Here is an 18,039-nt window from a genome sequence, read left to right as displayed (position 1 = left end):
AAAAATAACCCATATGCACAACCCTTTTCTTATGAACAAAACCCGGCTGCCCATTCTGCTTGGCGTGATCATTACTGTTCTTTCAGCTTCCTGTGAAAAGAGAGACCACGCTGGTATCATTTCCAATCTTAGCAAACCTGACCTGTCGATAAAAGTAACTGCCGCCATTGCTGGTTTTATTACAGATGAAAGTAATGCTCCGCTGGCCGGAGCACAGGTAAAAGCAGGCAATAAGCAAACCATTACAGATGAGTATGGTTATTTCTCCATCAATGATGTATCCCTGTCCGAAGTGGCCGGCTTTGTGAAAATAGCGAAGGCCGGCTATTTTGATAACTACAGGACATTCCTTGTCAATAAAGATCAGGAGACCTTTGTACGTGCGAAAATGCTTCTTAAAAAGGAAGCAGGCGTGGTAGATGCTGTTACCGGAGGTACCGTTACTTCAACGGATGGTATTAAACTGACCTTGCCTGCTAATGGTGTGGTAAAGGCTGATAACGGGGCCGTTTATACCGGCGATGTTCATGTGAATGTGCGTAAAATAGATCCTTCTAATGCAGAGGAGGTCCAACTTACATTGCCCGGCGATGAAAGGGGCACTGATGTCAACGAATATCTTAAGCTACTGAAGTCCTATAGCAGTTTTGCTGCAGAGTTGACTGGCAATGCGGGAGAGCGTTTGCAAATAGCGCCGGGTAAGCAGGCAACAGTAGATATGCCTGTCTCCGCAGCTCTATTGTCATTGGCGCCCACTACGTTGGAATTATGGTCTTTTAATGAAACCAATGGATTATGGAAGCAGGAAGGTCAGGCCACCAAGACCGGCAATAATTACAGGGCCACGGTAAGCCATTTTTCTTATTGGAGTGATGCCATAGGTTATCCCCTGGTTAACTTCACGGCCAGGGTAGTGAACAGTACCGGGCAGCCATTGGTCCATGTTCCGGTCATGATCACCATTGCCAACCAGCCAATGAATGCAGGCTTTAGTAAATTTGCTTACACAGATGCAGATGGCTATGTTTATGGTGCTGTATTGTCTAATACCGGCCTGGTATTGGACATATTGACTCCTTGCGCTACATCGGCCTATTCACATCCTTTTACAACTACCAATGTCGATGTAGACCTGGGCACACTTACCGGCAACCTGGGCCAAAATACGGTGACCATCAGCGGTACAGTTTCCAATTGCGATAATGCGCCTGTTACCGATGGCTATATACAAACCTATGATAATGGGTTTTATAACCGTATCAACATCGTTAATGGTAGTTTTAGCTTTACAGGGCTGGCATGTACCAATACAGAAGTTAATTATGTAGCTGTTGATAAAGCCACCAATCAGCAAACTGCACCGCAGTCGCTTACATTGATTCCAGGCGTCAATGACCTGGGCATGTTAAATGCCTGTGGGATCAGTACAGTGAGTACCGTCAGCTATACTATTAACAATGGTGCTACAAAGATCTTAACGGCACCTGTTGATACCATCGGTGGTTTTTTTACAGCACAGCAAACTGGCTGGACTACCGTATTATTGCTGGATGCAGGGCAGAATACAGTGCCTGACTGGAACTTTCAGTTTAGTGGCGCGGATGTAGCCGGGAATGACCATAAGTTAACTGAAGTATTTTCTACCAGCTTTCCGGGCGCCCGTGCTTATGCGCCGGTACCATTAACAGTTACCATTACGGAGTTTGGTAAGGCCGGAGGGTTTATTACCGGCAGTTTCAGTGGACTGATGTTGGGATTTTCGGACAATAGCATCCAGAACATTGTCTGTAATTTCAGGGTGAAGCGGATGAATTAATGCCTGTATATCACTCATTCAGGGTATGAAATAGCTCCGTATACTGCCATCCGTTGACACTTATCAAGAAAATATACCACAAAGAGGGAATTTTTTATATTTAAAATTCTCTCTATTTTTATATCACCTTATAAGATACCCCTTAGTGATCCCAACCGTTAGCGACCTGTCCTCATTGCTCTGATGCCGATACGTAGTGGCATTGTAAAGATCAAGCTTACGCCTGTTGTAGTTGATTCCCTGCCTTCCATAGTTCCGGATTGTTCCGGAGCCTTGCGGATATTGTATTGTATCCGGCTGAATGACGACTGTTCCTGCATATGCCTGTATGCAGCTTAGGTTTTGTTTGCACCTATCCTGACGATCATCCTGTATTCACTGACTGTACATAGTGGATAGGGCCTTCTATGTATTATTTAACCTTTAAAATATCTCCTGCTTATGGATAAATTGTACAAAGCATGCTGCCTATTACTACTTGTATGTAGTACCTGGCAGGCGACCGGACAAAGTGCAAAGCCTTTTGCCTTCAATGCTGCCGGCGGATCGTATAATGATCCCTCTTCCTACTATCATTTTGAATGGAGTATCGGCGAGCTAACGCTGATCAATGCCTTCGCTCCGCCTGATAGTATTATCCTGTTTACGCAGGGCCTGCTACAGCCCTGTACGGAATTTGTCAATAAATCATTTCTCTCGCTGTTGTTTGCCCCCGGTGAATACCGGCTATTTCCCAATCCTACAGCGGGCAGGTTTGAGCTGGACTTCTTTGTGCGGGAAACCGGGCGCATGGAGTTGCAGTTGACAGATAATTATGGCAAAGTACTGGAGCGGCGTGCATATGATTATGATGGTTGTTGCCGTATCGAGTACTTCGACCTGTCGCGCTATCCTTCCGGTACTTATTATGTGATTGCCCATTTAACGCCCGACAGAAGGCGTGCCGGTGATAATAAAGAAGTGATACGGCACAGTGGTTTCCGGGTAATCAAGATGGACAACAAATAATCAGCTTACAGCCGCTGCAGGCCTAACTAAAAAAAGCATCTCTCTAACCATAAAACAAACCAAATTATGAAGCGATTTTTATGCATACTGTCCGTATTGCAATTGATAGCTATGGTCACCATAGGGCAGGCTCCCGGCATGTTGAATTACCAGGGGGTAGCCCGCAATTCTGTAGGAAATGTGCTGGCCAACAAAACAATTAAATTACGGTTAAGCATCCGGGAAGGATCGGCTGCCGGCGCCATCGTTTATACGGAAACCAGATCGGTGGTTACTAATCCTGTCGGGCTGTTCAATATACAGATGGGAAGCGGGGGCGCTACCAATGTGAGTGGTACTATTGAGGGTGTTAACTGGAGTACCGGCGCCAAGTTCATGCAGGTGGAAGTAGATCCTAATAATGGCAATGCTTTTATTGCTATTGGTGCTACACAATTGTTGTCTGTACCGTATGCTTTAAATGCTGCAGGTAGTCCGCCTATAGGGCCTGCCGCCGGAGATCTCACAGGTACCTATCCCAATCCAACGATAACGGCGAATGCTGTTACCACCGCCAAAATAGCCAATAGTGCCGTGATCACCGATAAGCTGGCAGATGGTTCAGTAACCCAGGCGAAAATAGCGGCCGGCGTAACCCTGCCTCCCAGTGGGGCAGCCGGTGGTGATCTCACAGCCAATTATCCCAATCCTACTGTAGCAGGGATCAGGGGAATAGGGATAGATGCGGCAGCGCCTGCAGCAGGACAGATCCTGCGATATGATGGCGCTAACTGGGCCCCGGCCAATAATATTGCCGGTGGACTGATACTGCCTTATGCTGCTACAGAAAATAATGCGGCTACTTTATTTTCAATAACCAACAATGGAAACGGCACATCCCTGGAAGGCGTTAATAATACTGTTTCCAGTAGTATTAGCGCCATAAGGGGGGTGGTATCATCTACCACACCTGGTGGTTTCTCTTCTGCTGTGCGTGGTATTAACAACGGTACCGGCGGCCTGGGCATTGGGGTATGGGGCGCCCAGAATGGTTCGGGCTGGGGCGTTTACGGCACCACGCCTAATGGTCTTGGCGTATATGGCAGCGCCAGTGGCGCTGGTTATGGTGTGTTTGGCAACAGCGCCACCGGTGTAGGTGTATATGGCACCAGCAATAACGGTACGCCCGGTAGCTTTGCGATCAACAATAACGCTAATAATAATCCTGCACTATCTGCCAGCACCATTAGTGATGGGGATGCGATTTGGGCTACTACCAGTTCAACTACCAGTAGTGTGAGCGCTATACGGGGTATTGTTTCTTCTACTTCACCCGGTGGTTTTTCATCGGCTGTGAGAGGTATCAATAGTGGTACCGGTGGTCTTGGGGTTGGTGTATATGGCTCACAGGATGGTTCCGGCTGGGGCGTATATGGTGTTACGCCCAACGGGCTTGGTGTATATGGCAATGCCTCTGCCAATGGCATCGGCGTATATGCCAATAGTAATACTGGTACCGGTTTGACAGCCACTTCCAACAATGGTATACCGGCTTCTATGTCTATTTTCAATAATGCCAACAATAACAATGTGCTGGTGGCAAATACGGTAGGTGATGGTACCGTGATCAATGTTACTTCTACCGGTAATGGTGCAGGCGTACGGAGTAGTACGGGCGCCGGCTTTGCAGTTCATGGAATTACTTCTGCCCAGACCTCTGCAGGGATCATAGGAGATAACAATGGCAGTGGTGAAGCAGTAGTAGGCCGTACCACCAGTGATATAGCCGGCGCTGTAGTGGGGCGTAATGATGGCGGCGGTTATGGTGTACGGGGATTTGTGGCTACCAATAACACGGGTACTGCAATAGGCGTATTTGGACAGGTAGGTCTTAACAATGGAACGGGGCGTGCCGGAAGATTTGAAAACCTCAATAATACCAATACAGATGGTAATACGCTGGAAGTAGAGACCAATGGTAATGGTAATATTCCCGATAATACACAAGGCAATGCCGCTTCTTTCCTGGTGGACAATACTAATAGTGTAGCTGCTGCAGTAAGAGGAGAAGTGAAAACGATCTTTGGCAATTTTGGCGCGGCAGGTATATTCGGTATTTCTTCCGGTACCGGTGGTTTTGCCGGTTTATTCCATGCTTCCAATCCTGCCGGCAATGGTCCTGCACTGGTGGCCCTGAATGATGGTAATGGTAATGCCATTACTGCCAATGCAGAAAATAGTGGCAATGGTGTAGAAACGAATATTAATGGCGATGGCAATGCCCTGTATGCCTGGGTGCCTACCTTCGCTACCGGCAGGGCAGGCCGTTTTAGTATATTTAATGAAAGCAACACCAGTGATGTTATCACCGTTAAAACCGTAGGTAATGGTATAGCAGGGAACTTCACGGTAGATAAGGTGACCGGAACATCACCCGCAGTAAGGGGGGAAGTGAATTCCCAGTTTGCCAATTTCGGCACCGCAGGTATTTATGGTATATCCTCCGGTACCGGCGGTTTTGCGGGGCTGTTCCATGCTTCCAATCCTGCCGGTAATGGTCCGGCGCTGATAGCCCTTGCTGATGGTAATGGCAATGGTATTACCGCCAATGCATCCAACGGCGGTGATGGCGTGGAAACCACGGCTGATGGTACCGGCAATGCGCTCTATGCCTGGGTGCCCAACTTTGGCGATGGCAGAGCTGCCCGTATGGTGAATTATAATACTGGCAATACGAATCCTGTACTTACAGTAGAGCAACATAGCAATGGTTCAATTGCCCTCTTTAAGAGCGGTAATCCCGGTACTGTGAATGTGGCGAGGATCAACGCAGCCGGCAGAGGATTTTTCAACGACGGTACGCAGAACAGCGGTGCGGATATTGCTGAGGCTTTCGATGTACAGGGCCATACCAATCAATATGAACCCGGCGATGTGCTGGTGATTGCCACTGATAAAGACAGGGCGGTTGAAAAATCCGGCACTCCTTATTCAACACTGGTAGCCGGCGTATATGCGACCAAACCTGGTGTATTATTAACCGAAGAACATATTGATAGCGATCTGGCCGGTAAAGTACCAATGGGTATTGTAGGTGTTATCCCCACCAAGGTATGCTCAGAAGGTGGCGCTATCAAACGCGGCGATCTCATCGTTACTTCTTCTATGGCGGGCGTAGCCATGAAAGCAGATCCTGATAAAGTAAAAATAGGACAGGTTATTGGCAAGGCCCTGCAGGATTACAATGGGCAGGGTATTGGCAAGATCAATGTATTGGTAAGCATTAAATAATTTAAACCTAAAAATCTTGTTATGAAATATATCCGTAAGTATAAGGGAATAGCAATGCTGGTGATTGTATTGGTGGGTATGATGCAGGTACGTGCGCAGGACTTTAATACCCATGAAAGCATCAGCAGCCAGTTAAAAAAGGGTCATACGCCGGGCTTGAAATATGCACCGGCTACGCTTAAAACAGCCCCGGCTGCGGTAACAGATAAGAATGAGGGTAAGGAAGGCGTGATTGACCAGATCAGGAAAGGCGCCTTAAAAGGCATGCGTTTTGCCGGTGGCGGCGGGGAAGCGAAGGCATCCCGTAGTACGTCTAAGGCACAGGCGGCCAACGTAGCTTTGCCCAGTGATGTGAAGAGCGGGGAATTAAAGCAGGCCCCTGTTAAAGCTCCTGTCGTTCCCCTGCAGGAGGGTGTGGCAGAACCAAAGCCGGAAGCCATTAAGAAGGCCCCTGTAGTTCCCATTCCTACGCAGGAAGAAGAAAAGAAAGAAGTTCCGGCAAAGAATAATAACTAACCACTTCTCTTTAAAAGTTCAGCTGTAGTGTTGCGGGGCCATGCGAATGGCTTCGCAACTTTTTTTATGCGGGTGCTATACCACTTCCATCCAGGTATGATCGGCCAGCAGTTTTACAGCAGCTACAAAGCGTTTGTAAGGACCAGCGCCGCCACCCCATTCACGCGGGCTTACGAGGGATAAGAGGTGGCTGCCATCATTTTTCTCATACAAGTAATAGGTCTGGCCAATTACCGGTGCAAAATTGAGTTTGGCATTATAGATCAGCAGGGACAGTTCTTTCCGCTTCTGTATTTCCTGCGCCTGCAGCGCCAGCAGTTCTATTTGTTTGCGGATCTGTCCCAATTGCATATTGGTTTGCTCTTCCATAGCAGTAAGCGCCTTATGACGGATCACCCCTTCTTCCGTGGGTTTGATCAAGGCGCCTGCCACTGAAGCAGAATAGGGCAGCACGCTCATTTGTTTGTGGTAATACTCCACATTGGTATATTCCCGCTGTGCAGGCGTCAATCCCTTCTGTGTTATCTTCAGGTAACCATTGGGCATTAACTCATTCAGCACCTGCAATACAGGGGCGCCTTTCTTATAGAACTGTGTTTCGAAAGTAATGCCGTCAATAAAAGTAGCTTTGCTGGTATCTGCGATCTCGGGATTGTCAAAACTGTGCTCCTGTCCATCCGGCACCAGGATGTATTTGGATTCAAAGGCCTGGTTTTCCAGGGTTACCCAGTTCATGCTCACAGCCAGTAAGCGTTCATTCTCTACAGCCTCCATTTTATAGATGCCCGACCGGGGGCGGTCGCCAAATTCATAGATGCCTTTCTCGGGAAACAATTGCCAACTGGCCAGGAAGTTATATGCTTGTACCATGAAGCAAAAATATAAAACCTGCTGATCATTGCAGGTATAGTGCTTCAAAGATAGCCAGTACTGCCTCTTCCTTCAGCAGTTCCAGCTTAGTGCCTGTGATGCGGTATTTATTGGTGTTATTGAGTGCCTCGTATAGCTTGCTCTCTGTTTCCATGGCGCCTTCGCAATACATTTTGGTGCCGCCCACGCCGGTGAAGGTAAGGGTAGACGCATTGGTGATATAATTGCCAAAGTAACTGTTACAACCGGCAAAGCCTTTGATACGACCGGTATCCAGTTGCAGGAATACGTCTTTGGATAATTTGGGTAATCCGTTGGGAAGACTGCTCAGCGCTGTCAGTTTCCACCGGGTATTGGTGAGTGAACTGTTGGCTGTTCCGTCTTTTGCAGGTATTGTTTTAGGTGCACAGCCGGCCAGGATGCCAAGGACCGCCAGGAATAAAAAAGCCTTTTGCATAGTGTATGTTTTGTTGATGAATAGATGCTGTAATAACAGCCTATACATACTACGGTAAAGGGTTTAACATTTCCTTGAACCCTGTCAGGGCTAAAGAAAAAGCGCTTCTGCACAGGGTAGGGCAGAAGCGCTCAATAATTTTAAGATGTGGGATCAATTAAGCGGCGTCAAATACTACCAGCAGAGCGTAGATCACACCAGGAATCCAGAAGATCAGGGTAAGAATAAGGCTGATCCAGAATTTACTGTTGATCTCTTCTTCTTTCAGGTATACAGCCAGTGGTGGCAGTAAGATGGCCAGAATAGCCAGTAATACCTGGTCGGTTTCTGCTTTCTTGCCTGCTTTTTTGTCGGCCTTGTACTGTTTGAACAGCTTTTTAGCTTCTTTAAGACGGGACTTTCTCTCACTGCGGGGCAGTGCTTTGAAATCTTTCATTGCAGCTTTTACAGCTTCAGGATTGGGTTCTGAAGACGGTGCTGTAACTGGTACAGGTTCTGACGCGGTGGCCGCCATGCTAACAGGAACTACTGTACTGATCAGGATCAAGGTTGCTGACAGGTGTAGAATAAGTCTTTTCATAGTGATTAATTTTGGCATTTAATGCCGTGAAATTAACATAAAATTTTGATTTCCAAATAGATTTTACTGTTATGGGAGGGGCGCCCGGGCATAACGGGGGAGGTAAACCCACCGGGAAATGGCATTAGGAAATCGTTAACGGGCTTGCAAAACAAATCTTTTATAACTACCTTCCGTTATATATACCAAAACTCCTAACCCTGATACGCTTGTATAAATTCAATCCTGCGAAATTTCCCGTAATGCAACCGTTAGGCCAGGCATTACTGAACTACTGGGTTTTTATCAAATCCATCGGTGTTACCAGTACCATGGAGGAGTATGAAAAGCGCAGGCTGAGTATTTTTAACCAACTCAATATTTTCAGCATGGTGGCCGGGCTGGTATTAACCCTGGCCGGTCTTTTCAGTAATGATCATTTGCCACCGCTGGTATGGTATGTTGTATGTTCTCCACTTGCTATTGGTGTTATTATTCTGTGGCTTACTTACGAGCAGTATTATGAAGCTTCCCGCTTAATTTATTTCAGTGTATATCCTATTGTTACCTGCCTGGTATACCTGGGTAAGGTAGATGCCGGTGTATCGCTGTTCTTCATCCTGTATGGGGTGATGGCCGTTTTCTTTTTACAAAAGGTGACCAGTATCATTTTTGCTTTCTGCTGGTCGGCCGCCTGTTATATCCTGGCGGTAGTAGCGCCCCATGATTATTATTTCAGGCTGGCCACCGTGAATTACTGGCTGTATGTATTCCATCATGTTACCGCACTGGGTTTTATCTTCTATACCTTGTTCCTGATCAAAAAAGAGAATACAGATTACCAGTTCGGCCTCCTGGCCAAAGGAAGGGAGCTGCACCGGCGTAACCTGGAAATAGAAAGGCAGAAACAGGAGATTGCTGAAAAAGCGGTGCTGCTGGAGCAGCAAACGCGTGAGCTGACGGAGCTGAACCAGGTGAAGAATAAGTTATTCTCCGTTATTGCGCATGACCTTAAAACGCCTATGTATGCTTTGCGCAACCTGTTCCACAATATGCAGCGGTATAAATTATCGTCGAAGGAGATCATGAACATGGTGCCCGGCATAGCCAGTGAAATGAATTTTACTACCAGCCTGATGGAAAACCTGCTGCAGTGGGCAAAGACACAGATGAAACATGCCACGGTAAATCCCGAGGTGCTGGACGTGCAAAGGATGGTACTGGAAGTGTTGCAACTCTTGCAGCTTCAGGCAGAGAATAAAGAGGTATACCTTGAATCAAAGCTGGATGAGCCGGTATATTGTTATGCCGACCGGGAGATGGTGAACCTGGTGTTGCGCAACCTGCTGTCCAATGCCATTAAGTTTACGCCCAAACATGGAACGGTGTATGTGGGCGCCACCGAAAAATCGAAGCAGGTGGAGGTTTTTATACAGGACACCGGCGTTGGTATGAGCCGGGAAAATATGCAACGTATTTTTGGCGATAGTTATTTTACCACCAAAGGCACCAATCATGAAACCGGTACCGGCCTTGGTCTTAAACTATGCAAGGAGTTCCTGGAAAAGAATGGCGGTCATATTACTGTACAAAGCGAACCGGGTAAAGGAAGCACCTTCTCCTTTACCCTGCCGCGTTATGATAACCAGGTAGCGTAAGTTTATAAGTTAGTTTTAACCCCCAATCCATAATACTTCCGGGTACCTGTGATCTTAAAATCTTTGTCCTGTGCCAGGTTCCTGCAGTCTGCATACAGTTCCAGCCCCTTTGTTCCTTTCAGGTTGAGTTGATAGCCTACATAAACATTCGATAATGACACTGCATTTATTTTGCTGTTGCCGGGCATGGAGGGAATCTGGTCAGGATTGAAATAATACACCAGGTCTACACCGGCAGAGAATTTTTTCCAGGAAAAGCGGTTTACCCATCCGCCTGTCCAGGAGGCTTTATCGCTGTCAATATCGCCCAGCACAGTATGAATAGCGTAAAAGCTGATCGAATCTTTGCTTTTACTTTTTAAGCTGGTGGCATTGATGCCGGTACGCCAGTATAACGCTTTTTTGTTCAATACAGTAGCGTTGATGCTTATATGATGGGAGTTGGAAGTGAGATCAGGATATATTAATCTGTAAGTAACACCGGTACCTATGGCTACAGGTACATACATTTCGGTGGTAAAATTCCGCCGCTCAAACAGGTAGTTGACAGAAACCAGGTCATTCAATACGCCCAGCCGGGTACCTGCCTGCCATGCCTGGAAAGACTTATCAAGGAAAGTACCGGTGGGAAGCAGTACACCACCGGTGGTGAAGCCGCCTGTAAAAACTGCGGAGCTGTTATAATCTGCGAAGCTAAGGGTAACATCCCCGGCATTGGCAGCCTGCGCGAAGGAACCGAAAAATTTCAGGCTGGTAGGATTATCAGGGCGGGCTAACCGTAGTACATCAACACTGGTCGTAACAAAGGGGAATGCTTTTTTTACTTTTTGTCCGTAGGTCTTGGATAAATTAGCTAATAATCCGCCCTGCACATTAAAGCTGTTTTGATAGGACAGATTAATGGAAGGCGTTAGTATAAATAGTCTGCCTTCCTGGCCGGATGTGTATTGGCTGATAGTTGTTACATTGCCGCTATTGAAAGTTGCCTGGCTGGCGACAGTCTTGTAATCCAAATACCTGAATGTAAAGTTTATTGCTGGCTCAAGAGACCAGTTATTACCCAGGGAAGTATGATAGCTAACCTGGTCCATGAGCAGTACCTGTTTGGCTGTAATAGAAGAGTTGATGAACTGTTTATATTCACTTGTTGGATTGGTATAGGTCACCTCGCTTTCACCGTTGCCTTTCGCTTTTGAGAAGCCATAGCTGGCGGTAAATTCATTACTAAATCCCTGGGCTAATGTTGATTTAAAACTAATAGAGGGATTAAAAATAGTTTGTTTATTACGGTATTTACTGTGCGTTGAATAATCATAGGCGGGTGTTTGTTCTGTATAACCTCTTTCATTATCGAGCACCTGTGGTACTACATTTACCCGCAGGGAAAGCTCATGCGCAGGGCCCAGCCTGGCTGTCAGCCAGCCGTTTAGGCGGAAGCGGTCATAATTATTGGGAGTAATAGTTCTCACTTTAGGCTCTTTCATAGCTGGCAACACATCCCGCAGGTAGTTGGCCGATAGACCAAACTGGAGGTTTTTGTCATTCTTCCAGGCTGAAACATGGTATTGATGATAAAAATTATTCTCAGATGAGGTAGAAGAAGGAACGGCTGTTACCTGCGTAGCTTTGACCAGGTAACTTTGACCTGCTACGGTGATGCCTTGTTGGCCGGTTCCACCTTTCCGGGTGGTTATGACTGCGAGTTGTTGCTGGCGGGTAGCTCCGCTTACCTGGACCAGGGCATTTTGTACCAGGGTCACTTCTTTAATATCATATACACTCCAGGCATTTACGTCATTCACGATGATGCCATCTATTACATAAACTATACTGCTTTTGTTGGTATAATAACCATAAGACCAGGCATTGATGGCTTCATGCAGGTTGGTAAAAGGCATTCTTTCCAGTTCTTCACCTTTGATGGTAATGGATTGGGTAAAGTCTTTTTTGAGTTTTATCCTGCCGATGTTGAAGTTGGAAGTATCAGTTTGCGCATAAGCGTTACAGGAAAGGCATACGGCTATGCAAAGCAATAGTCTGGTAGCAGCGTTCATGGCTTTAGGGGTGTTTGGGATGGCAAGATAGGTGAATCCGGCAGGTATGCAAAGCCGGGAGTGTTAAAATTGGCTGTATAAAAAAGAGAAGGCTGTGATAACAACCTGGGTTGTCATCACAGCCTTATGGTAAAAATTAAATATATACCGGCGTTGTTATTTGAATATCCGACCGAAGAACTCCTGCATGTCTTTCCAGGAAGCTGTATCGGCTGCCGCATTGTATTTTATCGGTATACTAAAGCGCTGGCCTGTTTCTGTGGCTTTGGGATTGGTAAAGGCATGGGTAGCATCTGCATACGCTTTAAAGGTATAATCCGCTCCAATGGAGTCCATTTGTTTTTTGAAGGCATCTACCTGTTCCTGGGGCACAAAGCTGTCGGCTGCCCCGTGGCATACCAGTATTTTGGCTTTCAGCAGGTTCTTGTCAGCCGGTACGCCGCGGAGGTCGCCATGAAAGCTCACCACCCCATTGAGGGGGGCGCCCATTTTGGCGGCATTCAACACCATAGAACCGCCAAAGCAGTAACCAATGGCTGCTATGCGGGTAGTATCAACCTGTGGAAAAGTTTTCAGTTTATTCAGTGCCGCCATGAAACGGGTGGCTGCCAGGGTTGAGTTGCTGTAAAAGGGTGTGGCATACTTTTGAGCAAGGGAGGGACTATCGGCTATTGTTCCGTTGCCATACATATCGGCTGCGAGGGCAATGTATCCCAGTTTGGCCAGTTCACGGGCGCGCATTTTGGGGTAATCGGTCAGACCCCACCATTCCGGTATTACCAATACGGCCGGTCTTTTAGCGGAGTCTGCTTCATTATAAGCCACAAACCCGATGCATTTGGCCGTATCCGCGGTGTAATTAACGGTCTCTTCTTTAATAATGACTGTATCTCCTTTGGGGGTGTCGGCAGTGCCGGCCGGCTGGTTGTTACAGCTTGTAATGACCAGTATGTTTACTGTCAATAGTGCCAGGAATAAAAGAGCATGCTTCATAGTATTGCTGAATTTTGATGGTTAATATCAATCGGTTGCAATTGGGGCCCAAAGTTCGGGTAAAAGAGAAACATTCCGTATTCTTTATCCGGGATTAGTCAGTAGTTAACCATAATTATTATGCCTTGCTTAACGGGGTGGGGCCAAATAAACTAATCCTTATCTTTGCGCCCTTATGACACAAGAATCAATTAAGGCTATGAGGGACCGTGTGGTGGTCCTGAGGAGGTTTCTTTGACGTCGATAACAGGCGTGATAAGATAAACCAGGATAAACAATTGTCTTTATCTCCCGGCTTTTGGGATGATAATAAACGTGCTACCGAGATTCTCAAGAACATTAAGCTGAATGAATACTGGGTAAGGCTGTATGAGCAATCGGAAGCTTCTGTAGAGGATTTTGCCGTGCTTTTCGATTTCTGGAAGGCCGGGGAAGCCTCTGAGGAAGAGACCCGGGAAGCTTATGAGCGGTCGTTACAACAGTTGGAAGAAGCTGAGTTCAAGAGTACCCTGAACCAGCCGGAAGATGAATTGCCGGCGGTGTTGCAGATCAATAGCGGGGCAGGGGGAACGGAAAGCCAGGACTGGGCAGAAATGCTGGCCCGGATGTACCGGATGTATGGTGAAAAGCAAAGCTGGTCGGTGACGGAGCTGGACTGGCAGGATGGGGATGGGGCCGGCGTAAAGAGCGCTACCCTGCAGTTTGACGGGCCTTTTGCCTACGGCTTTCTGAAAGCGGAAAGCGGGGTACACCGGCTGGTGCGGATCTCCCCGTTTGACAGTAATGCCCGCCGTCATACCTCCTTTGCTTCCGTGTATGTATACCCACTGGTAGATGACAGTATTGAAGTGGCTGTAAACCCTGCCGACCTGGAATGGGAGTTTTACCGCAGTGGTGGTAAGGGCGGACAGAACGTTAATAAGGTAGAAACGGCTGTGCGGCTGAAGCATATACCCAGTGGTATTATTGTAGAATGCCAGAAAGCGCGTACGCAGGGTGAAAACCGGGAGATGGCTTTGCAGATGCTGAAGAGCCGGTTGTACGAGGAAGAGATGCGCAAGCGGGAGGCCCTGAAGAATGCTGCCAATGCCAATAAGAAGAAGATAGAGTGGGGCAGCCAGATACGCAGCTATGTGTTCCACCCGTACAAGATGATCAAGGACCACCGTACCGATTTTGAGGTAGGCAATGTGCAGCCGGTAATGGATGGTGAGCTGGATGGGTTCATCAAGGCCTACCTGATGATGGAAAAGGAAACGCAGAGTTAATTACTACATAATAAACTACATGAACTATGAGCTTAGGTTATTTTTCATATCCAATCCCTGTCAATGAGCCGGTGCTGGCTTATGCGCCGGGTTCGCCCGAAAAGAAAAGGCTGAAAGAAGTACTGGCCGAACTGAAGGGTAAGGAAGCAGATATACCCATGTACATAGGTGGAAAGGAAGTACGTACGGGTAATAAGGTAGCCATACATCCCCCGCATGAAAGAGCCCATACACTGGGATATTTTCATCATGGCGAAGAGCAGCATATTAAACAGGCTATTGATGCGGCCCTGGCTGCTAAAGATAGCTGGGCTGCCATGAGCTGGGAAAACCGGGCCAATATATTCTTAAAAGCAGCCGACCTCATTGCCACGAAATACCGTCCTTATATGAACGGTACCACGATGCTGGGGCAAAGCAAGAATGCTTACCAGGCCGAGATTGACAGCGCCTGTGAGATCATAGATTTCCTGCGGTTCAATGTGCACTATTTAAGTGAGATCTATAAACAACAACCTATCAGCAGCCCGGGCATTCACAACCGCCTGGAGTTTCGTCCGCTGGAAGGTTTTGTGCTGGCGGTAACACCTTTCAATTTCACGGCTATCGGTGGTAACCTGCCCACTTCGGCAGCGATGTGCGGTAATGTGGTGGTATGGAAACCAGCCAATACCCAGGTGTATTCTGCCCAGATGTTTATGCGCATTATGCAGGAAGCAGGCCTGCCCGACGGGGTGATCAACCTGGTGTATGTAGACGGGCCTACGCTGGGGAAGGTATGCTTTAATCACCGGGAGTTTGCTGGTGTGCATTTTACCGGTTCTACCGGCGTATTCAATAATATGTGGGAAACGATCGGAAAGAATATGGCTTCTTACAGGTCATACCCAAGGATCGTAGGGGAGACCGGTGGAAAGGATTTTGTGGTAGCCCATAAGAGCGCTGTTCCGGATGTGGTGGCAACAGCCTTGCTGCGCGGCGCTTTTGAATTCCAGGGGCAGAAGTGTTCTGCTGCCTCCCGCGCTTATATCCCTTCCAATATCGCTGCTGAAGTAAAGCAAAAGCTTATTGAAGGGGTAAAGAGCTTTAAAATGGGAACGGTAGAGGACTTCAGCAATTTTATTAATGCCGTGATTGACGAAAAGAGCTTTGATAAGATCAAATCCTATATTGATAATGCCAAAGCAGATAAGAAAGCCGAAATATGGGTGGGTGGTGATTGCGATAAGTCAAAAGGTTATTTTGTGCAGCCTACCGTGATAGAAGCCAAAGACCCGCAGTATGTAACCATGTGCGAAGAGATCTTCGGGCCGGTATTGACGGTGTATGTATATGATGCCGAAAAGTTCCCCGAAACCCTGGAGCTGGTGAACAATACTTCTCCGTATGCACTGACCGGTTCTATTATTGCACAGGACAGGGCGGCGGTAGAGCTGGCCACTAACCAGTTGAGGAATGCGGCCGGTAATTTTTATATTAATGATAAGCCTACCGGCGCGGTAGTAGGCCAGCAGCCATTTGGCGGGGCCCGTGCTTCCGGCACCAATGATAAGGCGGGTTCTATCCTTAACCTGTATCGCTGGCTGAGCGCCCGGACCATTAAGGAAACATTTAATCCCCCGACCGATTATCGCTATCCATTCCTGGCAGAAGCATAAGTAGCCAGGCACTCCAATAAAGCATTTTACCTGAGAGCTGTACTTTAATGAGTACAGCTTTTTTTGTCCCTATATGCCGGGTATATTACAGTTCAGGGTCCTTTTTTAGCTATTCCTACCTCATTTATGGCTTTACATCCGATAGGTGATTTACAGGCCTGTGAACTGTTCTACTTTTATGTTCCAGCCTGTAGCAATATCACCCTCCTCTTGTTACCGGTGGAAGCATGTCCACTCAAACCGGGCTAAGCCTGCTTTGATATAGCGTTTTATGGGACAACGCCGAAATCCGGAGAAAGTCAGGCGGAGGAAGCTGAAAATCCTAAAGAGTAAGCGCAAACCTAATCATCTTTTTTTATGAAGTTTTTTAAACCCTTTGCATTCCTGGCTGTCGCTGCTGCTGCGCTGGTAGTATTTACTGCTGCTACTCCTTACAGTGAGAAGCCTGCCCAAAAGGCTACTGTTAACCCGGCAAATGTTCAGAAAGCGACACTGGCCTGGGAAAAAGCAGCCGTAGATGGTAATATTACCAACAAGGAGCTGAAGACGATCGCTACAGAATTAAAAGGCAGTAAGCTGACCTTAAAAGAGAAAATCGGCCTGAAGCTTTTCGGCAAGAAGATCGCCAACAAGATGGAAGCTGCGGCTCCCCAGCCTGGTGAAAAATCCCAACTGGTAGCCCTGTTGCTTTGCGGTTTCCTGGGTTGTCTGGGTATTCACAGGTTTTACCTGGGTTACACCTGGCAAGGTGTTGTTCAGTTGCTCACTTTAGGTGGTTGCGGTATCTGGGCGTTGATTGATTTCATCCGTATCATCACCGGCAGCCTGCAACCTAAGAATGGTCCCTACGATGTAACTTTATAATTCCTGTACCATGCAGTTCCGCTATTATTTTACTATTGCCAGGCTGGTCTTTATTGTTGCTACGCCGGTTGTTCTGCTATTATTGCCGGCTGATTTTTTTGACCATGGCGAATCTATCTGTCTCTCAAAGGTGTTGTTTAAGGTGGAATGCTTTGCCTGTGGGTTGACCCGCGCCTGTATGCACCTTATTCACGGGGAGTTTGAAGAAGCATTTGCCTGGCATATGTGGTCCTTTATCGCCTTGCCTGCACTGGCGATCTTTTGGGCGCGTTGGTTTTTTATGGACTGGAAGGCCTTTTTAAAGATGCGTGCGTTGCGGCAGCCACAATTGCAATAGGGAAGAATATTTTGCGGAGGTAATGATAATAAAACAGGCTACCGGAACCGGTAGCCTGTTTTATTATGTGAGTATTATTCTGTCAGAAGCTTACTTCTTTCCGCCACCCAGGTGGATCTGGAAGCCGACTTTAAAGCCGAAAGTGTTCAGGTTGTCATCACCGTAAGCATCTCCGCCCATAGAACGGTACTGCAGAGCGAATTCAAGTGCAGTGTTAGGGCTTAAGAATACTGCAGGACCGGCAGAAACGGCAAATCCATTTTGGCTTGCGCTTTCACCATCTTCTTTCACAGAGCCAAACCCATAGCTGGCATCAGCAAAAACATTTACTTTTTGTGCAGCGTCCAGGAAATAATAACGTACGAATGGTGCAATTAAAAATGAGCTGGAAGCATCATCAGCACCTTTGTACTTTACACTGGCCAGGTCTACACGAAGACCGCCTGCGAGCTTGTCAATGAAGAAATAGCCAGCATTGGGGCTGAACGTAAACTCCGTAGCTTTAACTTCACCTTGCTTGTGTGATTCAAAGCCGGCGCTACCGCCAACCAGCCATTGGCCTTTGTTTACCTGTGCGAAAACTCCCTGTACTGCAATCGTCATTAATGCTGCGAATAAAACCTTTTTCATTTTTTGTTTTTTAGGTTAATAAGAATTTGAATGCAAAGCTAATTGTAACAGTTTGATATAAAAAAGGAATAAATAAGTTTT

The 18,039-nt window shown here is 47.1% G+C and carries 15 protein-coding genes; 9 read left to right on the top strand and 6 right to left on the bottom strand.

Annotated elements, in window-relative coordinates:
* Positions 1 to 31 precede the first annotated feature (31 nt).
* From HB364_RS23590 to HB364_RS23575, 4 genes are all read left to right on the top strand, one after another.
* Positions 32 to 1,816, top strand: a complete 1,785-nt coding sequence (locus tag HB364_RS23590) for a carboxypeptidase-like regulatory domain-containing protein (protein ID WP_167290795.1) — start codon at positions 32 to 34, stop codon at positions 1,814 to 1,816.
* 441 nt (positions 1,817 to 2,257) lie between these two features.
* Positions 2,258 to 2,824, top strand: a complete 567-nt coding sequence (locus HB364_RS23585) for a T9SS type A sorting domain-containing protein (RefSeq protein WP_167290794.1) — start codon at positions 2,258 to 2,260, stop codon at positions 2,822 to 2,824.
* A 66-nt stretch (positions 2,825 to 2,890) separates the two neighbouring features.
* Complete coding sequence (locus tag HB364_RS32960) at positions 2,891 to 6,094, top strand: beta strand repeat-containing protein (protein WP_208420064.1); 3,204 nt, start codon at positions 2,891 to 2,893, stop codon at positions 6,092 to 6,094.
* A gap of 21 nt (positions 6,095 to 6,115) precedes the next feature.
* Positions 6,116 to 6,610: a hypothetical protein gene (locus HB364_RS23575; RefSeq protein WP_167290793.1), complete on the top strand. Its 495-nt coding sequence runs from the start codon at positions 6,116 to 6,118 to the stop codon at positions 6,608 to 6,610.
* Between the two features lie 75 nt (positions 6,611 to 6,685).
* Here HB364_RS23575 and HB364_RS32955 read toward each other — a convergent pair whose 3' ends face one another.
* The 3 genes from HB364_RS32955 to HB364_RS23560 all read right to left on the bottom strand — a co-directional run bounded on the left by HB364_RS32955 (position 6,686) and on the right by HB364_RS23560 (position 8,517).
* On the bottom strand, positions 6,686 to 7,480 hold the full coding sequence (locus HB364_RS32955) for a DUF2452 domain-containing protein (RefSeq protein WP_208420063.1): 795 nt from the start codon (positions 7,478 to 7,480) through the stop codon (positions 6,686 to 6,688).
* Between the two features lie 25 nt (positions 7,481 to 7,505).
* Positions 7,506 to 7,937 (bottom strand): META domain-containing protein, encoded by a 432-nt coding sequence (locus HB364_RS23565; protein WP_167290792.1) that lies wholly within the window; start codon positions 7,935 to 7,937, stop codon positions 7,506 to 7,508.
* A gap of 157 nt (positions 7,938 to 8,094) precedes the next feature.
* A complete protein-coding gene (locus HB364_RS23560; RefSeq protein WP_208420062.1) occupies positions 8,095 to 8,517 on the bottom strand; it encodes a YqaE/Pmp3 family membrane protein in 423 nt (140 codons plus the stop codon).
* 242 nt (positions 8,518 to 8,759) lie between these two features.
* Here HB364_RS23560 and HB364_RS23555 point away from each other — a divergent pair, with 242 nt between their 5' ends.
* On the top strand, positions 8,760 to 10,154 hold the full coding sequence (locus tag HB364_RS23555; RefSeq protein ID WP_167290791.1) for a sensor histidine kinase: 1,395 nt from the start codon (positions 8,760 to 8,762) through the stop codon (positions 10,152 to 10,154).
* 2 nt (positions 10,155 to 10,156) lie between these two features.
* On the opposite strand, the gene HB364_RS23550 is transcribed toward HB364_RS23555, so the two are convergent.
* The gene (locus HB364_RS23550) at positions 10,157 to 12,208 is read right to left on the bottom strand and encodes a hypothetical protein (RefSeq protein WP_167290790.1); all 2,052 of its coding nucleotides are present in this window, start codon (positions 12,206 to 12,208) and stop codon (positions 10,157 to 10,159) included.
* A 156-nt stretch (positions 12,209 to 12,364) separates the two neighbouring features.
* The gene (locus HB364_RS23545) at positions 12,365 to 13,201 is read right to left on the bottom strand and encodes a dienelactone hydrolase family protein (RefSeq protein ID WP_167290789.1); all 837 of its coding nucleotides are present in this window, start codon (positions 13,199 to 13,201) and stop codon (positions 12,365 to 12,367) included.
* A 175-nt stretch (positions 13,202 to 13,376) separates the two neighbouring features.
* Here HB364_RS23545 and prfB point away from each other — a divergent pair.
* From prfB to HB364_RS23525, 4 genes are all read left to right on the top strand, one after another.
* A protein-coding gene (prfB, locus tag HB364_RS23540; RefSeq protein WP_394353243.1) for a peptide chain release factor 2 occupies positions 13,377 to 14,469 on the top strand; the annotation gives its coding sequence in 2 pieces (ribosomal slippage) (positions 13,377 to 13,436 and positions 13,438 to 14,469; 1,092 coding nt in all).
* A 26-nt stretch (positions 14,470 to 14,495) separates the two neighbouring features.
* Positions 14,496 to 16,127, top strand: coding sequence for an L-glutamate gamma-semialdehyde dehydrogenase (gene pruA, locus HB364_RS23535; RefSeq protein WP_167290787.1), 1,632 nt, complete (start codon positions 14,496 to 14,498; stop codon positions 16,125 to 16,127).
* Positions 16,128 to 16,484: 357 nt separating this feature from the next.
* On the top strand, positions 16,485 to 16,991 hold the full coding sequence (locus tag HB364_RS33230; RefSeq protein WP_167290786.1) for a TM2 domain-containing protein: 507 nt from the start codon (positions 16,485 to 16,487) through the stop codon (positions 16,989 to 16,991).
* A gap of 10 nt (positions 16,992 to 17,001) precedes the next feature.
* Positions 17,002 to 17,328 (top strand): DUF2752 domain-containing protein, encoded by a 327-nt coding sequence (locus tag HB364_RS23525; protein ID WP_167290785.1) that lies wholly within the window; start codon positions 17,002 to 17,004, stop codon positions 17,326 to 17,328.
* Positions 17,329 to 17,418: 90 nt separating this feature from the next.
* Here the strand turns inward: HB364_RS23525 and HB364_RS23520 are convergent, their stop codons facing one another.
* The gene (locus tag HB364_RS23520; RefSeq protein ID WP_167290784.1) at positions 17,419 to 17,958 is read right to left on the bottom strand and encodes an outer membrane beta-barrel protein; all 540 of its coding nucleotides are present in this window, start codon (positions 17,956 to 17,958) and stop codon (positions 17,419 to 17,421) included.
* Positions 17,959 to 18,039: the final 81 nt, after the last annotated feature.

Origin of the sequence: Paraflavitalea devenefica, from assembly GCF_011759375.1 — a bacterium.
In the GTDB taxonomy this organism is placed as follows: domain Bacteria; phylum Bacteroidota; class Bacteroidia; order Chitinophagales; family Chitinophagaceae; genus Paraflavitalea; species Paraflavitalea devenefica.
The sequence above is the reverse complement of the archived record's forward strand: the minus strand, read 5'-3'. Positions and strand labels throughout refer to the sequence as shown.